Origin of the sequence: Acinetobacter gyllenbergii, assembly GCF_001682515.1 — a bacterium.
Taxonomy (GTDB): domain Bacteria; phylum Pseudomonadota; class Gammaproteobacteria; order Pseudomonadales; family Moraxellaceae; genus Acinetobacter; species Acinetobacter gyllenbergii.
This window is the reverse complement of record NZ_KV575261.1, coordinates 1,014,523-1,039,106: the sequence shown is the minus strand read 5'-3', so window position 1 is coordinate 1,039,106 and position 24,584 is coordinate 1,014,523. Positions and strand designations below refer to the sequence as shown.

Annotated in this window: 24 protein-coding genes; 17 read left to right on the top strand and 7 right to left on the bottom strand. The window is 42.2% G+C overall.

The window, feature by feature from the left end; all coding sequences use genetic code 11:
* Position 1: 1 nt before the first annotated feature.
* The 10 genes from NG55_RS05140 (at position 2) to NG55_RS05095 (ending at position 10,619) form a co-directional block, all read left to right on the top strand.
* A complete protein-coding gene (locus tag NG55_RS05140; protein WP_065342552.1) occupies positions 2-1,168 on the top strand; it encodes an acyl-CoA dehydrogenase family protein in 1,167 nt (388 codons plus the stop codon).
* Between the two features lie 41 nt (positions 1,169-1,209).
* Positions 1,210-1,734: a nuclear transport factor 2 family protein gene (locus NG55_RS05135; protein WP_065342551.1), complete on the top strand. Its 525-nt coding sequence runs from the start codon at positions 1,210-1,212 to the stop codon at positions 1,732-1,734.
* Positions 1,735-1,767: 33 nt separating this feature from the next.
* A complete protein-coding gene (locus NG55_RS05130; protein WP_065342550.1) occupies positions 1,768-3,048 on the top strand; it encodes an aromatic ring-hydroxylating oxygenase subunit alpha in 1,281 nt (426 codons plus the stop codon).
* A gap of 10 nt (positions 3,049-3,058) precedes the next feature.
* Positions 3,059-3,544 (top strand): aromatic-ring-hydroxylating dioxygenase subunit beta, encoded by a 486-nt coding sequence (locus tag NG55_RS05125; RefSeq protein ID WP_005238964.1) that lies wholly within the window; start codon positions 3,059-3,061, stop codon positions 3,542-3,544.
* A 9-nt stretch (positions 3,545-3,553) separates the two neighbouring features.
* Complete coding sequence (locus NG55_RS05120; RefSeq protein WP_065342549.1) at positions 3,554-4,291, top strand: SDR family NAD(P)-dependent oxidoreductase; 738 nt, start codon at positions 3,554-3,556, stop codon at positions 4,289-4,291.
* Positions 4,292-4,325: 34 nt separating this feature from the next.
* Positions 4,326-5,279, top strand: coding sequence for a PDR/VanB family oxidoreductase (locus NG55_RS05115; RefSeq protein ID WP_065342548.1), 954 nt, complete (start codon positions 4,326-4,328; stop codon positions 5,277-5,279).
* 54 nt (positions 5,280-5,333) lie between these two features.
* Complete coding sequence (locus tag NG55_RS05110) at positions 5,334-6,290, top strand: p-hydroxyphenylacetate 3-hydroxylase reductase component (RefSeq protein WP_023270511.1); 957 nt, start codon at positions 5,334-5,336, stop codon at positions 6,288-6,290.
* Between the two features lie 138 nt (positions 6,291-6,428).
* Positions 6,429-7,337 carry a transcriptional regulator FeaR gene (feaR, locus tag NG55_RS05105; RefSeq protein WP_016541835.1) on the top strand — a complete coding sequence of 303 codons (909 nt, stop codon included), beginning with the start codon at positions 6,429-6,431 and terminating at the stop codon, positions 7,335-7,337.
* 130 nt (positions 7,338-7,467) lie between these two features.
* Positions 7,468-9,069 carry a GMC family oxidoreductase gene (locus NG55_RS05100; RefSeq protein ID WP_065342712.1) on the top strand — a complete coding sequence of 534 codons (1,602 nt, stop codon included), beginning with the start codon at positions 7,468-7,470 and terminating at the stop codon, positions 9,067-9,069.
* Between the two features lie 65 nt (positions 9,070-9,134).
* The gene (locus NG55_RS05095; protein ID WP_065342547.1) at positions 9,135-10,619 is read left to right on the top strand and encodes an aldehyde dehydrogenase family protein; all 1,485 of its coding nucleotides are present in this window, start codon (positions 9,135-9,137) and stop codon (positions 10,617-10,619) included.
* A 63-nt stretch (positions 10,620-10,682) separates the two neighbouring features.
* Here the strand turns inward: NG55_RS05095 and pcaD are convergent, their stop codons facing one another.
* From pcaD to NG55_RS05060, 7 genes are all read right to left on the bottom strand, one after another.
* Entirely contained in the window at positions 10,683-11,462 is a 780-nt protein-coding gene (gene pcaD / locus NG55_RS05090) for a 3-oxoadipate enol-lactonase (RefSeq protein WP_065342546.1), read from the bottom strand.
* Positions 11,463-11,472: 10 nt separating this feature from the next.
* Positions 11,473-12,687 (bottom strand): 3-oxoadipyl-CoA thiolase, encoded by a 1,215-nt coding sequence (gene pcaF, locus NG55_RS05085; RefSeq protein ID WP_065342545.1) that lies wholly within the window; start codon positions 12,685-12,687, stop codon positions 11,473-11,475.
* Between the two features lie 114 nt (positions 12,688-12,801).
* Complete coding sequence (locus NG55_RS05080; RefSeq protein ID WP_065342544.1) at positions 12,802-13,458, bottom strand: 3-oxoacid CoA-transferase subunit B; 657 nt, start codon at positions 13,456-13,458, stop codon at positions 12,802-12,804.
* A gap of 2 nt (positions 13,459-13,460) precedes the next feature.
* Complete coding sequence (locus tag NG55_RS05075) at positions 13,461-14,144, bottom strand: 3-oxoacid CoA-transferase subunit A (RefSeq protein WP_065342543.1); 684 nt, start codon at positions 14,142-14,144, stop codon at positions 13,461-13,463.
* A 119-nt stretch (positions 14,145-14,263) separates the two neighbouring features.
* Positions 14,264-15,184: a catechol 1,2-dioxygenase gene (gene catA, locus NG55_RS05070; protein ID WP_065342542.1), complete on the bottom strand. Its 921-nt coding sequence runs from the start codon at positions 15,182-15,184 to the stop codon at positions 14,264-14,266.
* 105 nt (positions 15,185-15,289) lie between these two features.
* Positions 15,290-15,580, bottom strand: coding sequence for a muconolactone Delta-isomerase (gene catC / locus NG55_RS05065; RefSeq protein WP_004654828.1), 291 nt, complete (start codon positions 15,578-15,580; stop codon positions 15,290-15,292).
* 14 nt (positions 15,581-15,594) lie between these two features.
* Complete coding sequence (locus NG55_RS05060) at positions 15,595-16,704, bottom strand: muconate/chloromuconate family cycloisomerase (RefSeq protein ID WP_016660422.1); 1,110 nt, start codon at positions 16,702-16,704, stop codon at positions 15,595-15,597.
* A 104-nt stretch (positions 16,705-16,808) separates the two neighbouring features.
* On the opposite strand from NG55_RS05060, the gene catM reads away from it, so the two are divergent.
* The 7 genes from catM (at position 16,809) to NG55_RS05025 (ending at position 24,584) form a co-directional block, all read left to right on the top strand.
* Positions 16,809-17,726: a cis,cis-muconate-binding transcription regulator CatM gene (gene catM / locus NG55_RS05055; protein ID WP_004654826.1), complete on the top strand. Its 918-nt coding sequence runs from the start codon at positions 16,809-16,811 to the stop codon at positions 17,724-17,726.
* 290 nt (positions 17,727-18,016) lie between these two features.
* Complete coding sequence (locus NG55_RS05050) at positions 18,017-19,282, top strand: OprD family outer membrane porin (protein WP_065342541.1); 1,266 nt, start codon at positions 18,017-18,019, stop codon at positions 19,280-19,282.
* A 207-nt stretch (positions 19,283-19,489) separates the two neighbouring features.
* Positions 19,490-20,014, top strand: a complete 525-nt coding sequence (locus NG55_RS05045) for a hypothetical protein (RefSeq protein WP_065342540.1) — start codon at positions 19,490-19,492, stop codon at positions 20,012-20,014.
* Between the two features lie 187 nt (positions 20,015-20,201).
* Entirely contained in the window at positions 20,202-20,510 is a 309-nt protein-coding gene (locus tag NG55_RS05040) for a hypothetical protein (RefSeq protein ID WP_065342539.1), read from the top strand.
* A gap of 153 nt (positions 20,511-20,663) precedes the next feature.
* A complete protein-coding gene (locus NG55_RS05035) occupies positions 20,664-20,960 on the top strand; it encodes a hypothetical protein (protein WP_065342538.1) in 297 nt (98 codons plus the stop codon).
* Positions 20,961-21,341: 381 nt separating this feature from the next.
* On the top strand, positions 21,342-24,176 hold the full coding sequence (locus NG55_RS05030) for a TonB-dependent receptor domain-containing protein (protein ID WP_065342537.1): 2,835 nt from the start codon (positions 21,342-21,344) through the stop codon (positions 24,174-24,176).
* A gap of 60 nt (positions 24,177-24,236) precedes the next feature.
* A complete protein-coding gene (locus NG55_RS05025) occupies positions 24,237-24,584 on the top strand; it encodes a DUF3649 domain-containing protein (RefSeq protein ID WP_065342536.1) in 348 nt (115 codons plus the stop codon).

Below are 24,584 nucleotides of genomic sequence, written 5' to 3'. Positions count from 1 at the left end.
AATGAATAACTTATCGATAAAGGAATTTGTCATGGACACAACCACAACGGAATTAGAGCGCTTGTGTCAAGAAATTCGTGAACGTGCCTGTACGGGAGAGTTCGATAACCAAGCTTATGTCAGTCAGGACATTATCGAGAAACTCAAACAGATTGGTGTTTATCGTGCTTTGGTGCCGAAACGTTTTGGTGGCAATGAATGGTCACCGAAACAGTTTTGTGAATTGATCGAACAACTGTCCAAAGCTGATGGTTCAGTGGGTTGGGTCGCAAGTTTTGGTATGAGTCCAGCCTATTTGGGCAGTTTGCCAGAAGCAACGCTTGCACAACTGTATAAAGACAGTCCAGACATCGTATTTGCTGGTGGAATTTTCCCACCACAACCTGCCGAAATTACCGATGATGGTGTGGTGGTAAGCGGACGTTGGAAATTTTCCAGCGGTTGTATGGGCGCTGATATTGTCGGAGTCGGTATTTCCCCGCAAAAGGACAATGAAGCCCAAGGTTTACCACGTATGGCAGTGATGCCAGCCAATAAAGCACAGATTGATATGACTTGGGATACGGTTGGTCTGAAGGGTACAGGCAGTCATGATCTGGTGGTGAAAGATGTGCTGGTAGCGAAGGAATGGACTTTTGTTCGTGGTGAACCGTCAAAACTGCCTGAGCCATTTTTTAAATATCCATCCCTATCATTGGCGACTCAGGTTTTAACCGTGGTCGGGATTGGTGTCGCAGCCGCAGCGATCGAAGAATTTCAAAAATTGGCACCGGGCAAGTCTTCAATTACGGGTGGTGCTGAAATTGCCAGTCGTCCAGTGACGCAATATGAATTTGCCCAAGTCGAAGCAGAGTTTAAGGCGGCACGCGTCTGGTTCTACGACACCATGCAGATTGTTTGGAATGAAGTACTGGCAGGACGTACCCCAAGCGCGGAACAGATCAGTGATATGCGTTTGTCTTGTACCCATGTGGCCCGTGTTTGTGCACGTGTGACCCGCAAAATTCAGATGTTGGCAGGGATGACTGCGATTTATACCCATAACCCGTTTAGCCGTTTTGTGAATGATACCAATGTAGTGACCCAACATGCCTTTATGGGGGATGCCACTTTGCAAAATGCTGGGCTGGTCAGCTTCGGTATGAAGCCAGCACCCGGTTATTTATAAGCCAGATTTTATCAACTCGTGCGGCAACAAGGATGAATGACATGAATGAGCCAATGGATATAACGGAACTGTTACAACGCTTGCAACAGCTTGAAGCTCAAAATGCGATCCGTAATTGCATTAACCGTTATATGGAAATTTGTGATGCCTTGAATGCTGATACCGACCTGAATGAATTGATGGATTTATTTGATCAAGACAGCATTTGGGAAGGCATTGGCGAGAAATATGCCCAGTCTTTTGGCCGTTATGCGTCTTGGCAAGCCATTTATGACATGTTCAAAAGTTATACCCAACAACAATCACATTTTGTCATGAATGCGCATTTTGTCAGTTCAGAACAAATGTATATCGAAGCCGATCAAGCCAATGCCAGTTGGATGATGTTGCAGACCTCAACTTTCCGTGATGGTCGTAGCCATTTAAATGCCGCCAAACTCACGGTGCAGTTTAAACCGCAACAGGATGGACGTTGGAAGATCAAACATTTTCAGACTGAAAATATTTTTAGTCGCCCTGTATCTCACTGGGACAGCACAGCCGTATTGCCAGTGCCGTCTCAGTAATAACCAATGGATAGACCGAAAAGGATCGTGGATATGAACAGCAGTATTATTCCAATGCAGAATATTGAGATGGATTACAGTAGCTTAGTGCAAAGTGATCGTGCGCATACCTCACTGTATAAAGATGAACGTATCTTTGAAGATGAGATGGAAAAGATTTATTACAGCACGTGGGTTTGGGTGGCACATGCCAGCGAGATCCCAGAGGCAGGCAGCTATAAAACCATCAATATTGGTAAACAACCTGTGGTGGTGGTACGTGATCGCAAGAAGAAAGTGCATGTCTTGCTAAACCGTTGTCGCCATCGTGCGGCAACAGTATGCGAACATAAAAAAGGTAAAACCAACAGTTTTGTCTGTCCCTATCATGGTTGGAGCTATGCATTAGATGGTTCATTACGTGGTGTGCCTTCACCTGAAAGCTATGGCGAATGTCTGGATAAATCAGAGTTTCCATTGATCAGCTTACGTGTTGAAGAATACAACGGCATGATTTTCGCCACCTTTAAGCAGGATATTGAACCTTTAGATGATTTCTTGGGCGCTGCGAAAAAATGGATTGACTTGTTTATGAAACAAGGCGCGGGTTATCCCATTAAAGTCTTGGGTGAACATCGTTTCCGCTTTCCAGGCAACTGGAAAATCCAATTGGAAAATACTACCGATGCTTACCACTTCCCATTGGTGCACAAGTCATTCTTAAGTTCAGTCGATGAAAAAACCGAAGAACTGTTTAACTTTGAAAATCAGCCAGGTTATGTCGAAGACCTCGGTAATGGTCACAGTGTCATGGTGATGATTCCTGAACTGGTCGATCTGGATGAAGAATTAATGGAGCGTCCGATTCAGGAACGCTTTGAAGACTTGGCGCAAGCTTTACGTGATGAAGGACATGAAGAGCTGGAAGTGCGTCGTATTGTCCGTGCAGTCGGTGGTTCTGGTTTCAACTTGAACTTGTTCCCGAACATTGCCTGTTCAATGGCGTTCTTCCGCGTGATGCAGCCGATTTCCGTCAACGAAACTGAGATTCACCATTCAGTCATTACCATGGATGGCGGTCCACAAATTGCCAATCAATATCGCTTGCGTCTGCATGAACATTTCCAAGGCCCATTTGGTTTTGGTACCCCAGATGATTCGGAAGCGTGGGAGCGTGTGCAACACGGTGCCAATGCGGGCAATGACCTGTGGATCATGCTCAATCGTGGCCTGCCTGGTGAAGTCAAAACTGAAGATGGCTTAAAGAGCGATGTCAGTGCCGAAACGGGGATGCGCGCTGCCTATCAGCAGTGGAAAAAGATGATGACGGCTTAAGGAGAGCGCCATGAAAATCGATTTAAATTTACTCAATGAAGTGACCGCTTTTATCTGGGCTGAAGCCGATATGCTGGACCATTCTGAGCATGACACTTGGCTGGATCTGTGGAATGAAAAAGGGGTGTACATCATCCCGATTGATCCAAAACTGACCGATTATGAAAATAATTTGAACTATGCCTATGACGATCATCATATGCGGAAGTTACGAGTACAGCGTTTGGAAAATGGTGAGGCGATTTCAACTGCGCCCAAAGCCAATACGGTGCGCAGTGTTTCGCGTATCCGCATCGTAAAAGATCAAGATGGTGAAATCATTCTACGTTGTGCACAGAACTTGCGTGAATTCCGTAAAGAAAACCTCAAACACTATACCGCTGATGTAACTTTCCATTTGGTTCGTGATGCGGAACAAGGCTTTAAGATCAATCGTAAAATTATCAATTTAGTCAACTCAACCGATACCTTGGCGGGTATTAGCTACATTCTTTAGGAGCAAAAAATGAAACAGGTTGTATTAGTCACAGGTGCTGCTTCGGGTTTAGGGAATGTCATTGCTGAGTATTTTGCAGCACAGGGACATCAGGTGATTGTCTCTGCCAGCACTTTAGAAAAGGCTGAGCAGGCCAAAGCACGCAGTCCACATGCACAGAATATGTCTGCCTTAAAACTAGATATCTCGGTTGAGGCGGATTTTCATGCCGCCGTACAGTGGATTCAGCAAAAATTTTCGAAACTGGATGTATTGATTAACAATGCCACCATGACCAAGGCAACTCCTGTTTTAGAGATTAGTGCAGCGGATTTTGACATGATCACGCAAGTGAATCAGCGTGGCACGTTCCAGTCTTGCCAGATCATTGGCAAATATATGGCCGATCAAGGCTATGGCCGTATCGTCAACATGGCGTCTTTGGCAGGACAAAATGGTGGCACTGCCACTGGTGCACATTATGCCTCTACTAAAGGTGCAATTATTACCCTGACCAAGATCTTTGCCAAAGAGTTTGCCGCCAAAGGGGTGACTGTGAATGCGATTGCTCCGGGGCCAATGGAATCACCGATTGTGCATAGCGTGGTCTCTGACGAGAAAATGGCGCAATTTATTCAAAATATCCCCGTCAAAGCTTTGGGAAGCATGGAATTTATTGCGGAAACCTGTGCGCTATTGGCCAGCCCAAGTGCAGCTTTTGTGACTGGGGCAACATGGGATATTAACGGTGGCTTATTTATGCGTTAAGCCTTCGGCGAGATGCATATCAGGGAGAGAAATCATGACGATACTTTATAACGTGGTGGTAAAAAACCGTCATGTCGAAGGTGGAAATGTTGCAGTCATGGAGTTTGAATCTGCAAATTCGACCGTTTTACCCAAAATTGAAGCAGGTGCACATATCGATGTGCATCTGCCCAATGGCATGGTGCGTCAGTATTCATTATGCCAAAACCCAAATGATGTCGGGACGTTCCGACTTGGAATTTTACGTGATCCAGAATCGCGTGGTGGTTCAGTGTCGGCATTTGATGATTTAAAAGATGGCATGCAGATTCAGGTCAGCGAACCGAAAAATCTATTTCCACTGGTCAAATCCAAACATGCGGTATTAGTGGGCGGTGGTATCGGGATTACGCCACTGATTACTATGGCTTATCAGTTGGCGCAGGAAGGCACTTCTTTTGAACTGCATTACTGCGGCGCAAGCCCAGAACGTTGTGCTTTTGTCGATGAAATTAAACATGGCATCTTAGCGCCTTTCACCACTTTCCATTTTAAATCGGAAGGGGCGAGTCACCGCGAATTTTTCCAATCCGCCATTCAGGACATTGATCCAGACAGCCATATTTATACTTGTGGCCCCAATGGTTTTATGGATTGGGTGATTAATCTAGCCCTCACTCAACATTTCCCTGAACAGCAGATTCATAAGGAATATTTTCAGGTTGAAGTGGAAACTGGTGGTGATGCTTTTGAGGTGGTGGCGCAGCAAAGTGGCAAGATTATTCTGGTTGATGCTGAAGAAACCATTTTACAGGCCTTGGCACGTGAAGGCATTGAGATTGAAATGTCATGTGAACAAGGCGTTTGCGGTACCTGTATGTGCGATGTGATCGAAGGCGAACCTGACCATCGTGACGTGTATTTTACCGATGAAGAAAAAGCCAGTAATGAGCAGATATTGGTGTGCTGTTCACGTTCCAAATCGGCCCGATTGGTACTGGATATTTAAGGGATTTAGGGACAGCGAACGGCCCAAGTAGGACAAAAGATTCAGGAGAGAAGAATGAATTCACTAAAATCAATGGATGAAATCACAATAGATCCAATGCAGTTCAGACGTGCTTTGGGCAATTTTGCCACAGGCGTCACCATTGTGACTGCGCAAAATGAACAGGGTGAAAAGGTCGGGGTGACCGCCAATAGTTTTAATTCAGTGTCTCTAGATCCACCGTTGATTTTATGGAGTATTGATAAGAACTCGTCCAGTTTCCCTGTGTTTGAGCAAGCGACGCATTTTGCAGTCAACATCTTATCAGGCTCACAAATTGAGCTGTCTAATAAATTTTCACGCCGCAATATTGATAAATATGAAGGTACCAGTTATCAAATCGGTTCAGGTCAAGCCCCGATTTTAGATCACTGTTCTGCGGTATTTGAATGTGAACGCCATGAGGTGATTGAAGGCGGTGATCACTGGATCATTATTGGTAAAGTGGTACGTTTTCGTGATGAAGGGCGTAGTCCGCTGGTGTATCACCAAGGGGCTTATTCGGGGGTAATTCCACATCCGTTATTGCAGTTAAAAGACACCGTTGAAGCTGAAGATATTGGTGAAATGCATCAAGGGCATTTATATAGCAATGTCTGCTATTTGATGAGCCGTGCATTTAAGTTCTATCAAACTGATTATATTCCCAAGCAGTTAGTGACAGGGTTCCGTACCAGTGAGGCGCGTTTATTGCTGGTACTGGGCAGCGGTACTGCATCCAATAAAGCAGATTTACCGCGTGATATTGCCATGCCGATGCGCGAAGTGGAGCAGGCAGCATCGATTCTGAAAAAAGATGGTTTGCTGATCGAAACAGATGGCTTTTTCAAACTCACTGAAAAGGGCAAGAAAACCGCACATTATCTATTTGATATTGCCGATAGCCATCAAAATGAGGTGTTTGAAAAATATCCTGACCAAGAGAAGGAGATTTTCATTAAAATTTTGAAGGATATTGCAGGGATTGTTTAAGCTTTAAGTTGCCGGCAAATTTTTATATGAATTTGTCGGTCATTTGGGGGAAGGACACCCTATATTTTAACTGAATGAAAAGTGAGATCAGTGTAATTTACCTATATGATTAAATCGATCTATCCGAGGGAAATGGATATGAATCAAGATCAAAAAAATGAAATGGTGCAGTGGACTGAATGCATTCAAAAAGTTTGCGGTGATTTTGAGACAGCTTTTGATAAACACCGTAGTTTATTTATTGGTGAGGTGAAGTCTTTTTTATTGGGTGAGACCGAGGTTGCATTTATCAAAAGTAATGCCAGTCATATTTCTCGGAAAAGTGGTATGCCTGATCGAGTCAAAGATCGATTCTGCTTCTTGGTGATTCAATATACAGGCAAGATGCGTATTGCATATAAAGATCAAAGTATTCAGTTAAATGAAGGAGATATTGCATTACTTGATCCAGATGAAACGATTGATATGTATCCACAAGGTCTGTTTAGTCATGTGTCAGTTCATTTGTCACGGGAGAAATTGTTCAGGCTAGGTATTACGGTCGACCATTTTGGCAAACTGATTACTTCCAATATGAGTGGGCATTTATTGAAGTGCATGCTGCAAAATCTGTCCCCTGAAAAGATTGAACTCTGGTATGCAAAAGAGGATGAAAATGCTTTTGAAGATGCCTTGATTGCACTGATTAAGCCAACCATTAATTATAAAAATGTTGAAATTGTTGATCATCTCAAAATAAAAGCAGAACGATTTATTTTCGAACACCTAGGCCAACAGGGTTTAAATGCTCAAATGATTGCAGATCATTTAGGGATTTCGCTTCGGCATTTACATCGAATATTTGAACATCAGCAGCAATCTGTGCATAAGTTTATTCAAATGCATCGCATTAAAAAAATTCAGTATGAATTAAAAGATAGCAAAAATAAAAGTTTGTCGATCACCGAAATTGCTTTGAAATGGGGCTTTGGTGACAGTGCACATTTTTCCAAATTGTTTCGTAAGATGATTGGACTGACGCCAAAAGAGTATCGCCTGAAAATTTAAATACGATATTTATTTTAAATACCATGCACATGTCACAATTGTGCATCATGTTTGTCACGTTTAAACAAGAACAAGATGAGTAAGTAATGATCAAATCTTAGTCATGGAGTTTAATGCGTAGGGAAGCATGATGAACACAGAATATGACTATATCATTATTGGAGCTGGTTCAGCGGGCTGTGTGGTTGCAGCACGTTTATTACAAGCCAATGCAGGACGAGTACTGGTGCTAGAAGCAGGGACGAAAGACAGCAGTCTGTTCCATACCATACCTGCAACAGTGATCAAAGTCTTTCAACAGAAATCGTGGCCGTACATGACGGTTCCGCAACAACACTGTAATCACCGTGAAATGATCCTTGCACAAGGCAAAGTCTTGGGTGGTGGCAGTTCAGTCAATGGTATGGTGTACTGCCGTGGACAGCGTCAGGATTATGATTTATGGGCATCAGAATGGGGATGCCATCAGTGGTCTTATCAATATGTGCTGCCTTTTTTTAAGAAAGCCGAAAAAAATGAAAGTCTTGCTGATGAATATCACGGACAAGATGGCATTTTAGCTGTCAGTGAAAACCGCTATCGCCATCCCTTAACTCTTGCTTGCATTCAAGCAGGTCAGCAAATGGGAATGAACTACGTCAATGATATCAATGGTTGGGATCAGGCTGGCGTTGGGTTTTATCAGACCACCACACAAAAGGGTGAAAGAGCCAGTACCTCAAAAACCTATTTAAAATCAGTTGAGCATCACCCAGATCTCACTGTCATTACCGATGCACTGGTGCATAAAATTGAAACTCAAGGCAATCAAGCAACAGGCGTGACATTCAGTATCGCTGGCAAACCAACGGTGACTGTAAATGCAGCTCAAGAAGTGATTGTCAGTGCAGGGGCGATTGGCAGTCCTAAGGTGTTATTACTGTCAGGGATTGGTCCAAAACAACATTTAGATGAACTCGGAATTGAATGTATTCAAGACCTACCTGTGGGTGAAAATTTCCACGACCATTTACATATGTCGGTCAATGCTACGGTCACCACACAGAATAGTTTACTTGGAGAAGATCAGGGCTTGAAAGCAGTGCGGAATTTTTTGCAATGGCGTTTTACCCGCTCAGGTTTATTGACCTCAAATATTTTAGAGGGGGGTGGGTTTATTGATACCCATGACAATGGTCGACCAGATGTACAGTTTCATTTTTTACCCGTACTGGATAATTTTGATAATACCCCAGGTGAAAAAGGCACAGCTCAGGCACATGGGCTGACGATTAAAGTCGGACATATACAGCCGAAAGCACGCGGATACTTACGTTTAAGCAGCAAAGATCCAAATGCATTACCAATCATTGATCCAAACTACTTAGGTCATCAAGAGGATATTGATGCCAATATTCGTGCGGTGCAGGCTGGACTGCGTTTATTACAGCAACCCGCCTTAAAAGCGATTGTAAAAGAGGTCATTGAACCTGCAAATCTCGATCCTGACAATATTGAAGCCATTGATACATGGATGCGGCAAAACATTAAAACGGTTTATCACCCAGCGGGCAGTTGCAAAATGGGCAATGCACCAAGAGACTCAGTGACTGACCAAAGTCTCAAAGTTCATGGTTTCCAGAATTTACGTGTGATTGATTGTTCCATTTGCCCACAAGTTCCAAGCGGAAATACCAACGCCATTGCGATCATGATTGGTGAACGTGGTGCCGACTTTATTCTTAATCACTGAACTGAATATGGATTGGGTAAGGGCCTAAATCAGTGATCTTTCCAAATAGAACCGAGGACAATAAAATGAGTGAAGTAAAAATTTTAGCGAGCGTTGAAACTTTTTTACAGCGCCAACATGGTCACTTTATTCATGGCCAACATTTAAAGGTAGACCGTCGTCGAATCGAGTTGATTAATCCTGCAACGGAACAGGTTGTTTCAAGTATTGCAGTTGGTAATCAACAGGATGTGGATGCAGCAGTGCATAGTGCCCATGATGCTTTTCTAAATGCGTGGGCCAATACATCACCCTACGAACGTGGGCAAAAGCTGAATAAATTAGCCGATTTAGTGGAATTACATGCAGAAGAATTAGCGCAACTGGAAACATTGACTACGGGCAAATTGATTTATCTAGCTCGACATTTGGAAGTGGCACAAACAGTTGTGTTTTTAAGGTATTTCGCTGGTTGGGCGACCAAGATCAATGGTCAGACTATGCAACCGTCAATTCCCTCCATGCAGGGTGAAAAATATACCGCTTATAGCATGCGTCAACCTGTTGGTGTGGTGGCCGGGATTGTGCCATGGAATTTCTCTCTGATGATTGGATGCTGGAAAATTGGTTCAGCATTAACCACGGGTTGTACTATTGTATTAAAACCAAGTGAATTTACTACCTTGTCATTATTGCGTTTGGCTGAACTTGCAATTGAAGCAGGTATTCCAGCAGGAGTAATTAATATAGTCACAGGTAAGGGGGAGACTGGACAACATTTAATAAATTCGCCTTTAATAAAAAAAGTCTCGTTTACGGGTTCAGTTCCTACAGGCATTGCGATTGGGCAACAAGCGATGAAGAATGACCTCACTCGGGTCAGTCTGGAGCTCGGTGGAAAAAATGCCGCAGCAATTCTCGCTGATGCCGATCTGGATGAAATCCTACCAACTTTGTTACAGGCAACCTTCGTACATCAAGGACAAGTCTGTGCAGCACCAGAACGTTTCTTTATACATCAGTCCAAATATGATGAATTTGTAGAAAAGCTGACAGGAGCAATTCAACAGATAAAAATTGGTTCGCCACTGGATGAATCGAGCATGTTTGGACCACTTTCCAATAAACCACATTTTGAAAAGGTCAAACATTATCTCGACCTTGCCAATCAAAATGATCAAGTGATTTGTGGTGGTAAGGCTTTGCAAGGAACGGGTTATTTTGTTGAGCCGACATTATTAAAGGTACATGGTGTGGATGATCCTTTATTTATTGAAGAAACTTTTGGTCCTGTGGTGGATGTGATTGCTTTTGAAAATGATGACGAGTTAATTCAGATGATGAATCACTCGCGTTTTGGTTTGACAGCCAGCCTATGGACCAATGATTTGGCAAAAGCATTACGTTTGATCCCGCAAATTGAAGCAGGCTCAATTTGGGTCAATATGCATACCTTCCTAGATCCTGCTGTTCCTTTTGGCGGAGTGAAGGCATCAGGACTAGGTCGTGAATTTTCTGATGCTTTTATTGATGATTATACTGAACTTAAATCGGTGATGATTCGATACTAACTTTATACCAGATCTAAAAAATGGCCTGAAAATGGCCATTTTTTTAATGCTTCAATTTATCAGCTAGTCAGTCAGAAAGTCTTTTAAAATATGATTGAAGCTTTCTGCTTGCTCAATATTCGAAATATGCGAGGCAGTGATTTCTACTAACTGGGCATCTGGAATCTGTTGTTGCATAAACTGTCCATCTGCCACTGTAGTCACAGGGTCTTGAGTTCCTGCAATCACCAAAACAGGAATGTGGATGTCTTTGAGTTGCTCACGGACATCCGCCTTAGCCAAAGCCTCACAACAATTGGCATAACCGTCTGCGCTGCCAGCACTTAAGTCGTTACACAGGTTATTGACAATTGCAGGGTGGCTTTGGATAAAGGGATCTGTAAACCAGCGTGAAGCCGCTGTCGTGGCGATTGGAACCAAACCTTGCTTTCGAACCAGTTGGGCACGATCTAGCCACGCTTGTTCCTGTCCAATTTTTGCAGCGGTATTACTCACAACGATCCGCTGAAAACGTTCAGGATAATGGATGGCAAGCCATTGACCTGTTATTCCACCCATGGAAATACCGCAAAAATTGGCTTTTTCAATCTTTAAATGATCGAGTAGGTGAATCACATCTTCACCCAGTTGTTGCAGAGTATATGGGCCTGTTGGCGTTGAAGATGAACCATGACCGCGTGTGTCATAACAAATCACATAAAATCGTTCTTTAAAATAATTGAACTGTTTTTGCCACATGCCATAGTTGGTGCCCAAAGAGTTGGAAAACACCAGTGCAGGGGAGCTAGGATTTCCAAAAGTTTGATAGTTGATCTGTGCATCGGCGGATTGAAAAACTGACATTGGCTATTCCTTAATTCTGTTCGATACGTTGAATAATCAAGGCAATGCCCTGACCAACACCAATACACATCGAACACAGGGCGTACTGACCTTTGATCTGTTCAAGCTGATTCAAGGCTGTGGTGACTAGGCGTGCACCAGAGGCACCTAAAGGATGACCTAAAGCAATCGCCCCGCCATTCGGATTGATTCGTGCATCATCATCCGCCAAACCTAAATCACGAGTGACGGCTAAGGCTTGTGCTGCAAAAGCTTCGTTTAGTTCAATCACGTCCATTTGCTCTAGCGTGAGATTGGCCTGTTTCAGTAATTTCTTGATGGCAGGTGCAGGCGCAAAACCCATAATCCGTGGTTCAACACCAACAGTGGTGGCTGCAATGATTTTGGCACGGGGTTTTAATTGATATTTTTCCACCGCTTGATCCGAAGCAATGAGCAAGGCAGCAGCGCCATCGTTAATTCCAGAGGCATTGCCCGCCGTGACGGTACCTTCGGCTTTAACCACACCCTTAAGTTTAGTTAGTGCTTCTAAAGTCGTTGATGCACGTGGATGCTCATCTGCATCTACCACAATCGCATCACCCTTACGCTGTGGAATCGTCACAGGCACGATTTCATTGGCGAAGAAGCCCTTGGCTTGTGCGGTTGCAGTACGTTGTTGGCTGTTAAGGGCAAATTGGTCTTGATCGGCACGATTAATGTTGAACTGTTCCGCCACGTTTTCTGCGGTTTGCGGCATGCTGTCGACACCATACCGTTCTTTCAGCTTTGGATTGATAAAACGCCAGCCCATGGTGGTATCTTCAATCTTTTGACTACGTCCAAAAGCACTGTCGGATTTACCCATCACATAGGGTGCACGGCTCATACTTTCCACACCACCCGCAATGATTAAATCAGCTTCATTGGCTTTAATGACACGTGCAGCCATGGCAATCGCATCCAGTGATGAACCACATAAACGGTTCACTGTGGTGGCAGGCACTTGATAAGGCAAGCCTGCCAATAATGCTGACATACGTCCGACGTTACGGTTGTCTTCGCCTGCCTGATTGGCACAGCCATAGATCACATCATCGACTTGCTGCCAATCGACACTTGGGTTGCGTTGCACCAAGGCCTGAATTGGAATGGCTCCGAGGTCATCAGCACGTACTGGAGCTAATCCACCTGCATAACGACCGAATGGGGTACGGATGGCATCGATGATATAAGCGTTTTTCATGTGTTCTTCCCTTTAATCCTCCCTTAATCCCTCCTTTAAAAAGGAGGGAGACTTTACTCTATTGTTTAGAGGAAGCCCCCCTTAACAAAGGGGGATTTAGGGGGATTTCAATCCTTAAGCTAGTGTCGCATCAATCAGTTTTGCACCCGTCAAAGCTTGCAATTCCTCAAAGCTCAGACCGTCTACTTTCTCAATCACTTTTAAACCGTCTGTAGTCACATCAATCACACACAGGTCGGTATAAATACGATCAACACATTTCAAGCCTGTTGCTGGATATGAAAGCGCTTCAACAATCTTGGGTTCACCTTGTTTGGTGTTGTGATCGGTGGTGATAAATACTTTCTTGGCACCCACTGCTAAATCCATGGCACCACCGACCGCAGGAATCGCATCTGCTGCACCAGTATGCCAGTTGGCCAGATCACCATTGGCTGCGAACTTGGAAAGCACCCCCAATACCGCGATATCTAAATGCCCGCCACGCATCATGGCAAAGGAGTCGCCATGATGGAAAAAGCTGCCACCAGTGAGCATAGTGACGTATTCTTTACCTGCATTGATCAGCTCAGGATCTTCTTCACCTTTGGCAGGCGGTGGCCCAAATGCCAGCAAGCCATTTTCAGAATGCAGAAATACATCTTTATCCGCAGGAAGATAATTGGAAATCTTGGTTGGTAGGCCGATGCCTAAATTGACATAAGCGCCATCGGGAATATCTTGTGCCACACGTTCAGCAATTTGGTCACGGCTTAGTTTTTGATAGCTCATGTTTATGCTCCTGCGCCATTGGCTGCATCGACAGCGACCACATGCTGTACAAAAATCCCAGGGGTAATGATGTGCTCAGGATCAAGCTGCCCCAGTTCGACCAGTTCAGACACTTGAGCAATGGTGACATCCGCAGCCATCGCCATGATCGGGCCAAAGTTACGTGCTGATTTGTTGTAGACCAGATTGCCCCAGCGGTCGCCCTGATGAGCTTTGATTAAGGCAAAATCGGCTTTGATCGGATATTCAAGCACATAGTCTTTGCCCTCGATATGACGGGTTTCTTTGCCTTCCGCCAAGAGTGTTCCAAAGCCTGTTGGGGTAAACACAGCACCGAGTCCCATACCTGCCGCTTGAATACGGCACGCCAGATTGCCTTGTGGCACCAGCTCCAGTTCAATCTTGCCAGCACGATACAGTTCATCGAAGACCCATGAATCAGATTGACGTGGGAAAGAACAGATAATTTTACGTACCGCACCTGTTTTAAGCAGTTTGGCCAAGCCATAATCGCCATTACCAGCATTATTATTGACGATGACAAGGTCTTTAATACCAAGTTCGATTAGTCCATCAATCAGTTCAGCGGGTTGTCCTGCGGTGCCAAAGCCACCAATCATGATGGTTGCGCCATCCTTGATCTGTGACAATGCCTCAGTCAATGAGAGCTTACTTTTATCAATCATAAGGCCAACCTTTTATCCATGTTTTCAAATTTCTATACATACAGATTGCTGTATAAACGGGTATGCATAGAAATTTAAAAACTGTGAGCTAAGGTCTAGCTCACAGTGATTCTGGGAAGTTAAGCACCGACACGACGACGGTCAACTTCAGTGCTTGGTGCACCTGTTTTTTCTGCCACCAATTCAACATTAAACGTAATGTGTTTGAATGGCTTATTCACACCACGACGAGCAAGTTCAGCTTCATCCGTCACTTCAACAGCAGTAGCGACCAAGCCTTCACGTGTTGCAAATGCAAAGTCATCCCATAGATATTGATCACCTTCGATATTGAACTGTGTGGTTAATTTGCGATAGCCTGGTGCAGACACAAAATAATGCACATGAGAAGGGCGGTTACCATGACGGCCGAGCAAGTTCAGCACGGCTTGAGTAGTCCCTTCAGGCGGGCAGCCATAACCGACAGGCATAGTAGTCTGTGCCACATAGTGACCATCGGCATCAGACAAAATGGTACGGCGTAAGTTAAAGTCAGATTGGGACTTATCAAAGAATGAATAGTTACCGAGGCTGTTGGCATGCCAAACTTCGACTTTAGCACCTTCGATAATATTACCTTCAGGATCAGTCACTGTACCTTCGATGAATAAGGTATCGACTTTGTCCGATTCAGAACCGTCATCCATACGGGCAAAACCGACAGATTCTGGCGCACCAGCCACGTAGAGTGGACCTTCAATGGTACGGGGTGTTCCACCCGTAATGCCTGCTTTGGCATCAGCTTCATCCGCACGTAAATCTAGATAGTGCTCAAGGCCTAAGCCTGCTGCCAATAAACCGAGTTCATTGGCTTGACCTGCATCGGTAAAATATTCCAGACCTTTCCATAGTTCGCTTTGCGAGATGTCTAAATCTTCAATCGCTTGAAAAAGATCACCAAGCAGACGAACTACGATTTGTTGTACACGTGGATTGACTTCATCTGTCGCGGTATCCACATTCATTTTTTTAACCAGTGCATCGATTTCTTGACGGTTCATACATAATCTCCTGAAGTATGATAATTTTTGGTGGCTCGCGGACTTGCTGTTTTGCTGCTTGCTTGGCTTGCCACATTCCTTGTTTAAATTCTGTTCGGATCTTCTTTAGCTATCGTCTTCGCGGATGGCTGATGGATGACGATTCATCGCCATCACTTCAATATTCATGTAGGGATACAACGGTAATCCCTGTAAAATATTGTGCAGTTCTTCATTGCTATCCACATCAAAGATACTGATGTTTGAATATTGTCCGGTGATGCGCCAGATATGACGCCATTTACCTTGACGCTGTAAATCTTGTGAATAGGCCTTTTCAACAGCTTTAATTTGATTGGCCTGTTCAACTGGCATATCGAGCGGGATATTTACATCCATTCGTACATGAAAAAGCATGGCAACTCCTTGAATTATTGACGACGCAGGTTGTCGATTTTGTCTTCATCCAGTTCAATACCGAGACCAGGGCCAGTTGGAATTTTGAGTTCAAAATTGCCATATTGAAGCGGTGTTTTTAAAATTTCTTCCGTAAGCAACAGTGGACCAAACAGTTCCGTACCAGCGGCTAAATTGCTAAAGGTAGAGAAGGCATGTGCGGAAGCGATGGTGCCAACTGGACCTTCTAACATGGTGCCACCGTAAAGATCGATCCCTGCCAGATTGGCAATTTTTCCGACTTCACAGGCTTCAATCAGACCGCCAGATTGGGCAATTTTTACTGCAAACACTGAGGCTGCATTGCTTTTTGCCAGTTGATACGCACTTTGCGGACCGGTTAAAGATTCATCCGCCATAATGGCAATATCGAACTTGCGCGTTAGGCGTTGCATGGCATCAATATTGTGAATTGCACACGGTTGCTCAATCAGATCGACTCCGCCATCCTGAAGCATTTGAATCCCTTTAATCGCATTTAACTCAGACCATGCACGGTTAACGTCGACACGGATCGAAATGTCTGAGCCTAAGGCTTGTTTAATTGCCAGTACATGTTCAACATCTTGCTCAACGGGGCGAGAGCCGATTTTGAGCTTGAACACATTGTGGCGTTTTAACGCAACCATTTTTTCTGCTTCAGCAATGTCTTTTTCAGTATTGCCTGAGGCCAAAACCCAAAGTACAGGAACGCTATCACGTAGGCGCCCACCTAACACTTCACTGAGCGGTAGACCTAAACGTTGTGCCTGAATATCCAATAGTGCTGTTTGAATGGCACATTTAGCAAAACGGTTCCCATTAATGCTGTGTTGAATGGCCTGAAGTGTCTGAGCCACATTAAAACTGTCCAAAGTTTTTAACAATGGCGAAAAGTAATGCTCGATATTGGTTTTGACACTTTCAGGACTTTCATCTCCATAACCTAAACCACCAATGGTCGTTGCTTCACCCCAACCAATCAAACCATCCTCTGTTGTCACTTTGATGAGGACTAAGGTTTGGGTTTGCATGGTTGCAACCGCCATCTTGTGTGGGCGGATAGTTGGGATCTCGACAAGTAGGGTTTCTATGGATTTATACATCTTGGGTATTTCTTTCGTCCTGAGCTATTTACATACCCTAAATTAATGTAATATCTATAACTAGGCTGAATTTGGTATTTTTAGATACTTAAAAGGTATATTAAATGGAATTAAGACATCTTCGTTATTTCGTGACAGTGGTCGAGGAACAGAGCATTACCAAAGCCGCAGAAAAGTTATGCATTGCACAACCACCATTAAGCCGGCAGATCCAAAAGCTAGAAGAGGAACTCGGTATCTTGTTATTTGAACGTGGTTCGCGACCTGTGAAAACCACAGAAGCGGGGCAGTTCTTTTATCAGCATGCGGTGCAGATTTTGACCCATACCGCCCAAGCGGCTTCCATGGCAAAACGCATTAGCACGGTGAATAAGATTGTGCGTATTGGCTACGTCAGTTCACTACTTTATGCACTGTTACCGCAAGTGATTTATTTATTCCGTCAAAATCATCCTGATATTCAGGTGGAGTTGATTGAACATGGTACAAAGGATCAGATCGAAGCGTTGAAGCTGGGTAAAATCGATTTAGGCTTTGGACGTTTAAGAATTAGTGATCCTGCGATTAAACGGATTTTATTGCGCAAAGAAAAACTCAAATTAGCCATTCATAAAAACCATCATTTAACCCGCTTTATCGATCAGGGGATTTATCTGTCCCAGATTATTGATGAACCTATCTTTTCTTATCCTGCCACGCAAAAGCCAAACTTTTCCACCTTGATTCAGTCGATTTTTACCGATTTGGGTCTGGTGCCTAAAGACATGGTCGAGGTACGTGAAATTCATATGGCGCTTGGTTTGGTGTCATCAGGTGAGGGGATTTGCCTGATTCCAGAAAGTGCCAGTGATATCGGCATGAAAAATCTGGTGTATATCCCCATTCTGGATTTGGAAGCCTATACCCCAATTTCATTGGCGGTGCGCAATATGGATCAGAGTCCATACCTACCGCAGATTTTAGAATGCATTAAGCAGGTATTTGAAGAGGAAGGTATTCCGATCCAACTAGAGGGTGATTAAGCCATTCTAGGCACCAAGTTTATTTATCAGCGGTCATCATGATCGCTTTTTTAATTGTGGTAAAAATGACCTAAAACTAGACTTAAAAGGTATAACTATATACTTCATTATCTATGGAAAATTACATTAATAATTCAAATAATAAGGTGTGACCAATATTTGTTCAAATATATCTTTCTGAATTTATATCAGTTTTAAAGGTATCGGCAAGCAGAGTCTCAGTTGTGAGGGCGGTCTTTACGCTCAGCGTGAATGAATAAGAATTTCAAATACTCAGGAAAGGATTTCCCATGTTAAAACCAGATACGCTGTATAAAGCACAGCGCGTAGCCTTATATACACTCTTTGGTTGTCTAAACATCAATGCGGCTTATGCCGATTTTTTTGAAGACAGCGAAAAAAGCATTTATCTACGTAATTTCTACTTAGAACGGGATTTTGAAAATACCAATAAAGATCTGGGCAGTTGGTCTCAGGCGATGACAGGACGCTTTGAATCTGGCTATACCGATACACCGATTCAAGTCGGTTTGGATCTGGGATTTCAATATGCACTGCGTTTAACGGATCGCTATGATGAACGTTTGGATACTGTATTTAAATATGATCAGCACGAAGGTCGGCAGGAGCGTGATTATTTAAAATTAGGCGCGACTTTAAAATTTAAATATCACAATACCGAACTGAAAGTCGGTGAGCTTTTCCCAAAGACACCAGTACTGTTTATTGATGATTCTCGGCAATTGGTCACCACTTATGCAGGTGCAATGCTAGAAAGCAAAGACATCAAAAATTTAAAAGTGTCAGCAGGGCGGTTTACCCATGTGAATGCTCGAGATGATGATGAATATCGAAAATTTACCTTAGGCAACTCGACAGACCCAAACAAAAGAAGTGATGGGCTGAATTTTCTGGGTCTCGATTATAATTTTACCCCTCAGTTGACGGGTTCTTATTGGTTTGGGCAGCTTGAAGATATTTATCAACAACAATATTTGAGTGCGGCTTATACGGAAACGGTCAACAAAAGCAAGCTTAAAGTGGATGCTCGCTACTTTAACTATAAAGAAGATGGCGATGCTTATTTTGGTGATATAGATGTCCAGTCAATCGGTCTGCAAGCCAGTGTGCAAAATGGACCACATACCATTTTGACAGGTTTGCAAAAGCATATGGGTGAGGACAATATTCCCTTGTTGAATGGTTATATACCACAAGCTTATTTACAGAGTTGGTCTGCAATTGCTTTCTACAAAGCCAAAGAGTTCACTTGGCATGTTTTATATAGTTATGACTTTAAAGAGCAAGGTATCCCCGGGTTAAAATTGACATTACGCTATTTAAATGGCAGTGAAATCTATCGGGAAGGGTTTAAGGATAATAAAGAAACCGAGAAGAATGTGATCGTTAACTACACCGTACCTGAAGGTAAACTGAAAGGCTTGGGCTTTGAATGGCGACATATCCGAGCCGATATTAAATATGGTGCGGGCAACAATCCAGGCACAGATTTTGTCGAAAATCGAATTATGACGACGTATACACATAAGTTTTAGTCGAATTTTAAAAGTAAGCTTATTTTTATAAAATAACTCGGTTTTTAGTTTTTTACCAAGGCTCATTGTTAATGAGCCTTATTTTATATTGAGGTGATTTATTTCTGATTGTTTTTTGTTCGAATATTTGTTAATTATAACTTTACTTAGCTGTGAAGGTTTTGTACTCATGAGTGCATATGCGATTTTTTTGATTGAAAATAAATAATGAGTGATATTGCTGTGAGGGAGGGAATGATAAAGTATATTAATTTTGTTTTTATATTATTCCTTTCAAATTTTTTGATCGCATGTGACTTCAACGATGAAAAAGGATTTAACACTCGGGATGCGATATACAGTGAAAGAAAAATTGACGAGTTATTGGCTAAGTCATTAAAAAATGGTGATTGTGAGGCTTTTCAGAATGCTGTTGTAAATAGGCATTTGGCAGATGATGGCTATTCTATATTTTACTATACCCAAATTATGGCAAATAAATATAATTGTCCAATTGCCTATTATTATTTGGGTGTGGATATGAGTGCTGATGAAGGAACATATATAGGGGGTATTCCCGTTTGGAGTGATGATGAACTAACAAGAAATATGGCAATATACAATCTTTTAAAAGCATATGAATTGGGTTATGAACCATCAAAGTATGAATTAGAAGTCTTTTTTGGTGATGATCCTAAAAAATTTCCAAAATCATCAGATTTTATTGTGTTCTTAAAAGTAAAAAATAAGTGAATAAATTAAAACTATATAAAAATTTAAATTCAATCTGGTGATTTTTGTGAGATGGAGGTAGGGGGAATAAATTTACCTGATAGTTTGTAATCTTAACTTGTAATCTAATTTAAGCTTTAATTTGGTGATTCTATGTTTCTGAAGTTATAAATATTTTAAGATCATTTACAGGAGAGGATTATCTTAAGTGAATATTAAAAGAGCATTTTGTTTTTTTGTTAAAATTCTAAAATGGTTTTTCATTGTGCAATTCGCTTTTATTTTATTTCTTTGGGCTGCTGCCTATATTGCAGATAAATATTTTGATAATGCAGCTAAAAAAGACAGTTGTGCAGATTCAGGTGGAGCATGGGACTATAAGCGAGATATTTGTACTTTTGGACCAAACGATCCTAGAACAAAAAGAGAAGAGTGTGAAAAGTTAGATGGAATTTGGAATTTTAATAAAAAACAATGTATTTATAAATCAAATGCATATGGTGGTCGAGAAGAGTAATTGAAAAATACTCTCTTGCTCTACTTGTTATGATATGAGTTTTACTCACTGTTGATATAATTTTTATTGAGCGTGGTGTTGTCTCTAAATTTAGTAATAAATAAGTGTAGATTGTATTTGAAATTTTATCTTTGAATTTATCAGGAGAAGCTAATGTCGAGTTCTTCAAGATTGATTTTAATGGTTTCTGGTATTGTTGTGATGATGATTTTTTTTACATCTTCATTTGTGTATGAAGATTATGTTAAAAAAGGGAAACGTGAGCTTCAATATCCATACGTAGAAAAAATTAATGATCATGGTGTGGATATTTATGTTACAAAGGAACAAAATAATATCATTAATACTTGTAATTTTATTAGTTTTTTTGTGATAGGTTCGTGGTTGATTCTATTTTATTTCTTAAAAAATAGAAATGAAATTGAGAATAAAAAGGAATTAGAAGAATAAATATTAAATAGATAAGTCGTGAGCGTATGTTCCGAGAAATACCGCAGTAGCTACACTTTTAAGCTTAGCTATTAATTGCGCTATTAGATCTGTATACCTACAAAGTGTGAAGTTACTCACAAACTTTAGAGTATTTCTACACATGACTACTGAGAGCATATAGCTCCTAATCTTGTCTAAAGTTGAGCACTTTATCCGCTGCTAAGACGGATTGATCACCTTACCCCATCATATAAGCTGTTGTTGTTATTGATGACTTTAAAACATGGAGAGATATGGGGTGCTAATGTTATTATTGATAATAATTATCATTATTATTGTCATTTTTGTTTGTTTTGTGTATTATTCACGAAATTTTTAATAATGAATTAAGGTTCTTACGTGTTAGAACAAAATAAGTCTCTCAAATCATCTCAATTTATTAGAACAACACTCTGCATTTCTGTTTTATTGGTGTTGTCATCTCCACAGGTATTTGCACAGGACAGTGCAGATAAAGCCTCGACGCTGCCGACCATTGCAGTGACGGCAAGTAAGGCCGATGTTGCCTATAAATCGGGCAATATGGATATTCCACGTAGCGAAGATGATGTCCAAGCCTACACCATGATCGAGCGGGAAGAGATTGAGCGCTCAGGTACCACCACAGTCACCGAGTTATTGTCTAAAGTATTGCCGATGGCGACCTCAACCAATAATTCCAGCTATTTCTCAGGTACATCGAGTCAAATTAATTTACGTGGACTTGGTGCTAGTCAAACTTTGGTGTTAATTAATGGTCGCCGTAGTGCGGGAACAGGCAGTCGTGGTACTTCTGAATCTACCGATCAGCCTAATTTAAATAATATTCCATTGGCTGCAATTGAACGGATTGAAGTATTACCGACATCCGCTGCCGCGATTTATGGCAGTGGGGCGATTGGTGGAGTAATCAATGTAATTTTGCGTAAAGACTATGTTGGCACCGAAGTGAATCTGCGCTATAGCGATACCGTGGATAATCAACAACCCGCCAAATCTTTTAATTTGGTTTCAGGTTTTTCTCTGGAAGATGGCCGTACCCATGTGATGTTGACTGCTTCCAAAAAAGATCAAGATAGTTTGCTAGCGAGTGAACGTGACTGGAAAAATAAATCTCGCCAAAATATTTTAAAAAATAATCCAAATAGTCTTATTGGGGACAAGGTCAACCCGCCTGCAGGCAATTTAACCAATATTCGTAGTAAAGATGGTTCTGAATTAGTGCCAGGATGGGGCTCATCTATGGCACATCTTCCAAAAGGTTGGAATGGTGATCTGAGCAAACTGGGCCAAGGCTATGCATTAGGTTTGTCAGATGGAGTGAGTGGCTGGTCGGGGAAAGAGGGATTACTTTACGATACCAAGACTGAGGCGTTTGGGCTTTCTTTAAATCGTGATTTTACTGATCGTCTGAATGTGTTTCTTGAGGCGGGCTATGAAAAAGAAGAGGGTTGGTCATTTAATACCTCACCGCACGGTTATAACGTGGTAACAGTGAGCAAAGATAGTCCGCATAATCCTTTTGGTAAGGATATTCTGGTGAATTATCCAATGCGTTTGGATAGCCTAGGTGGCTTTGCCAAGGACACCTTTGAAACCACCCAGAAGAAAATAGCAACAGGCTTTAGCTTTGACCTGACACCAGAATGGATACTCTCGGCAGATTATGCATGGAGTAAATCGGATATTCGTCAACGTTATACGCGTCAAGGCAGCAGAAATCCGAAAGCCAGTGCATGGAACAAAGATACCGCTAATAATGCAATTGATTTTCTGCAAGATTTCACCACCACACCAACGGACTTAATTTCAAAATACTGGAACTATCCAAAAAATAATACGCAGCAGACTTTAAATGATTTCTCGATTCGAGCCACAGGTCCGATCGCAAAATGGTATGCAGGTGATATTCGATTGGCAACGGGGATTGAGCATCGCCGTTATGAAAGTGAAGGCTTTGCGGAACATCAACATGTAGACAATCCTTGGGTGAAGCCGACTGAACGTAAGAGCAATGCATCCAGTGTTTACACGGAATTTAATATTCCTCTGATTTCACCTGAGCTGAATTTACCTTTCGCCAAATTACTCGATGTGCAACTGGCTGCACGTTATGAGGATTTCAATGTCCAAGCCAAGATACCGCAATATGACAGTAAAATTGATCCTGCTACGGGCTATCGTTCCAAGTTCTTAAATTATAGTGATTCGGGTAAATCAAAATTTGATGCGATCACGCCAACAGTAGGTTTCCGCTTCGCACCGAATGACCAATTGATGTTCCGTGCGTCTTATAGCGAAGGTTTTGTGACACCATCGGTTTCGCAGATTTCTCAAGCCACGTCGACCCAAGTGACGGGAGCGACATTAACTGATCCAGCAACGGGTAAAATCATTAGCACGTATGAAAGCATTTCTGGCGGTAATCCAGATCTGACGCCAGAAAGTTCAAAGAGTATTAATGCTGGGATTGTATTAACCCCTGAGGCGATTCCAGATTTGCGCTTATCCATTGATTATTACAACATCAAAAAAACCAATAATATCAGTTCGATCAGTGCGCAATATATTTTAGACAATCAAAGCAAATATGGTAGCCGCATTCAACGCAATCAAGCTGGCGATGTGGTTTCAATTGATATCACGCCATTCAACGCTTTAAACCTTAAAACCAGTGGGATCGATACCAATTTGAATTATCGTTTTGATAGTGTGATTGGAGAAACCACCTTTAATCTAGGTTATACCCATGTTAATGAATATCGCCAACAACATAATTTGATTGACCCAGAGAAGAATTTTGTCAGTGTGGTGGGTGGTGCGGTATCCGATGCACCGCTAAAACATCGCGCCAATGCCTCTATTTATCTACAAGCCAATGACAATTGGGGCTTTGGTTGGGCAAGCCAATATTATGGTTCTTATGACATGGTTAATGCGACTGCGATTTTGAATCAAACGGGTCGTGCCGATCAAAAATTGAAAATCGAAGATCAAATCTACCATGACATTTTTGCCAAAGTGAAATTGCCGAGCAGTAAGTTACTAAAACACAGCGCTAGCGAATTGAGTTTCGGTATTCAAAATCTATTTAACGATTACACGGTCGACATGTCTGGAACTCAGTCTTACCTCAGTAAATACAGTGATGTCCGTGGTCGCCAATATTATCTAAACCTTAAGTTTTCTTTCTAATCTTCCTGAAATGCTGGTGGCGATTATTTTGCATCATCGTCACCAGACTAGGTATCTTTTATGAATATTGAAGCGTCTGTGCCCTTGGCCTCCGCCAAGAGGATCACAAAAAAGAAGGAGGAACAATCATCATTGATTAAATATCGATTGATGATTTTTTCACGTTTTGTCTTGGCCATTTTTGGTGGTTATTACTTTGCTGCGATTGCTGCAATGTTGATGGGTTTCCTGTTTGCAGCTGAACCTTCCAAAGCCAATGCTGTGTTTGGGGCAACCATGTTGGCTTTTGTGATCCATTGTGCCGTGTTCATTTGGGTATTTTTGGTCAACTCAACTGTGAAAGTCTGGTTAGGCGTTATTGTTCCCAGTGTATTGATGACGTTGATTTATTGGTTTTTAAAAGGGTAA

Coding starts and splice junctions, on each gene's coding strand:
- NG55_RS05110 (WP_023270511.1), top strand. CDS start 5,334: ATGAATTCACTAAAATCAATGGATGAAATCACAATAGATCCAATGCAG.
- NG55_RS05075 (WP_065342543.1), bottom strand. CDS start 14,144: ATGATTGATAAAAGTAAGCTCTCATTGACTGAGGCATTGTCACAGATC.
- NG55_RS05095 (WP_065342547.1), top strand. CDS start 9,135: ATGAGTGAAGTAAAAATTTTAGCGAGCGTTGAAACTTTTTTACAGCGC.
- NG55_RS05115 (WP_065342548.1), top strand. CDS start 4,326: ATGACGATACTTTATAACGTGGTGGTAAAAAACCGTCATGTCGAAGGT.
- pcaD (WP_065342546.1), bottom strand. CDS start 11,462: ATGTCAGTTTTTCAATCCGCCGATGCACAGATCAACTATCAAACTTTT.
- NG55_RS05125 (WP_005238964.1), top strand. CDS start 3,059: ATGAAAATCGATTTAAATTTACTCAATGAAGTGACCGCTTTTATCTGG.
- NG55_RS05025 (WP_065342536.1), top strand. CDS start 24,237: ATGAATATTGAAGCGTCTGTGCCCTTGGCCTCCGCCAAGAGGATCACA.
- NG55_RS05060 (WP_016660422.1), bottom strand. CDS start 16,704: ATGTATAAATCCATAGAAACCCTACTTGTCGAGATCCCAACTATCCGC.
- pcaF (WP_065342545.1), bottom strand. CDS start 12,687: ATGAAAAACGCTTATATCATCGATGCCATCCGTACCCCATTCGGTCGT.
- NG55_RS05100 (WP_065342712.1), top strand. CDS start 7,468: ATGAACACAGAATATGACTATATCATTATTGGAGCTGGTTCAGCGGGC.
- NG55_RS05045 (WP_065342540.1), top strand. CDS start 19,490: ATGAGTGATATTGCTGTGAGGGAGGGAATGATAAAGTATATTAATTTT.
- NG55_RS05130 (WP_065342550.1), top strand. CDS start 1,768: ATGAACAGCAGTATTATTCCAATGCAGAATATTGAGATGGATTACAGT.
- NG55_RS05080 (WP_065342544.1), bottom strand. CDS start 13,458: ATGAGCTATCAAAAACTAAGCCGTGACCAAATTGCTGAACGTGTGGCA.
- catC (WP_004654828.1), bottom strand. CDS start 15,580: ATGCTTTTTCATGTACGAATGGATGTAAATATCCCGCTCGATATGCCA.
- NG55_RS05035 (WP_065342538.1), top strand. CDS start 20,664: ATGTCGAGTTCTTCAAGATTGATTTTAATGGTTTCTGGTATTGTTGTG.
- NG55_RS05140 (WP_065342552.1), top strand. CDS start 2: ATGAATAACTTATCGATAAAGGAATTTGTCATGGACACAACCACAACG.
- feaR (WP_016541835.1), top strand. CDS start 6,429: ATGAATCAAGATCAAAAAAATGAAATGGTGCAGTGGACTGAATGCATT.
- catA (WP_065342542.1), bottom strand. CDS start 15,184: ATGAACCGTCAAGAAATCGATGCACTGGTTAAAAAAATGAATGTGGAT.
- NG55_RS05120 (WP_065342549.1), top strand. CDS start 3,554: ATGAAACAGGTTGTATTAGTCACAGGTGCTGCTTCGGGTTTAGGGAAT.
- NG55_RS05135 (WP_065342551.1), top strand. CDS start 1,210: ATGAATGAGCCAATGGATATAACGGAACTGTTACAACGCTTGCAACAG.
- NG55_RS05050 (WP_065342541.1), top strand. CDS start 18,017: ATGTTAAAACCAGATACGCTGTATAAAGCACAGCGCGTAGCCTTATAT.
- catM (WP_004654826.1), top strand. CDS start 16,809: ATGGAATTAAGACATCTTCGTTATTTCGTGACAGTGGTCGAGGAACAG.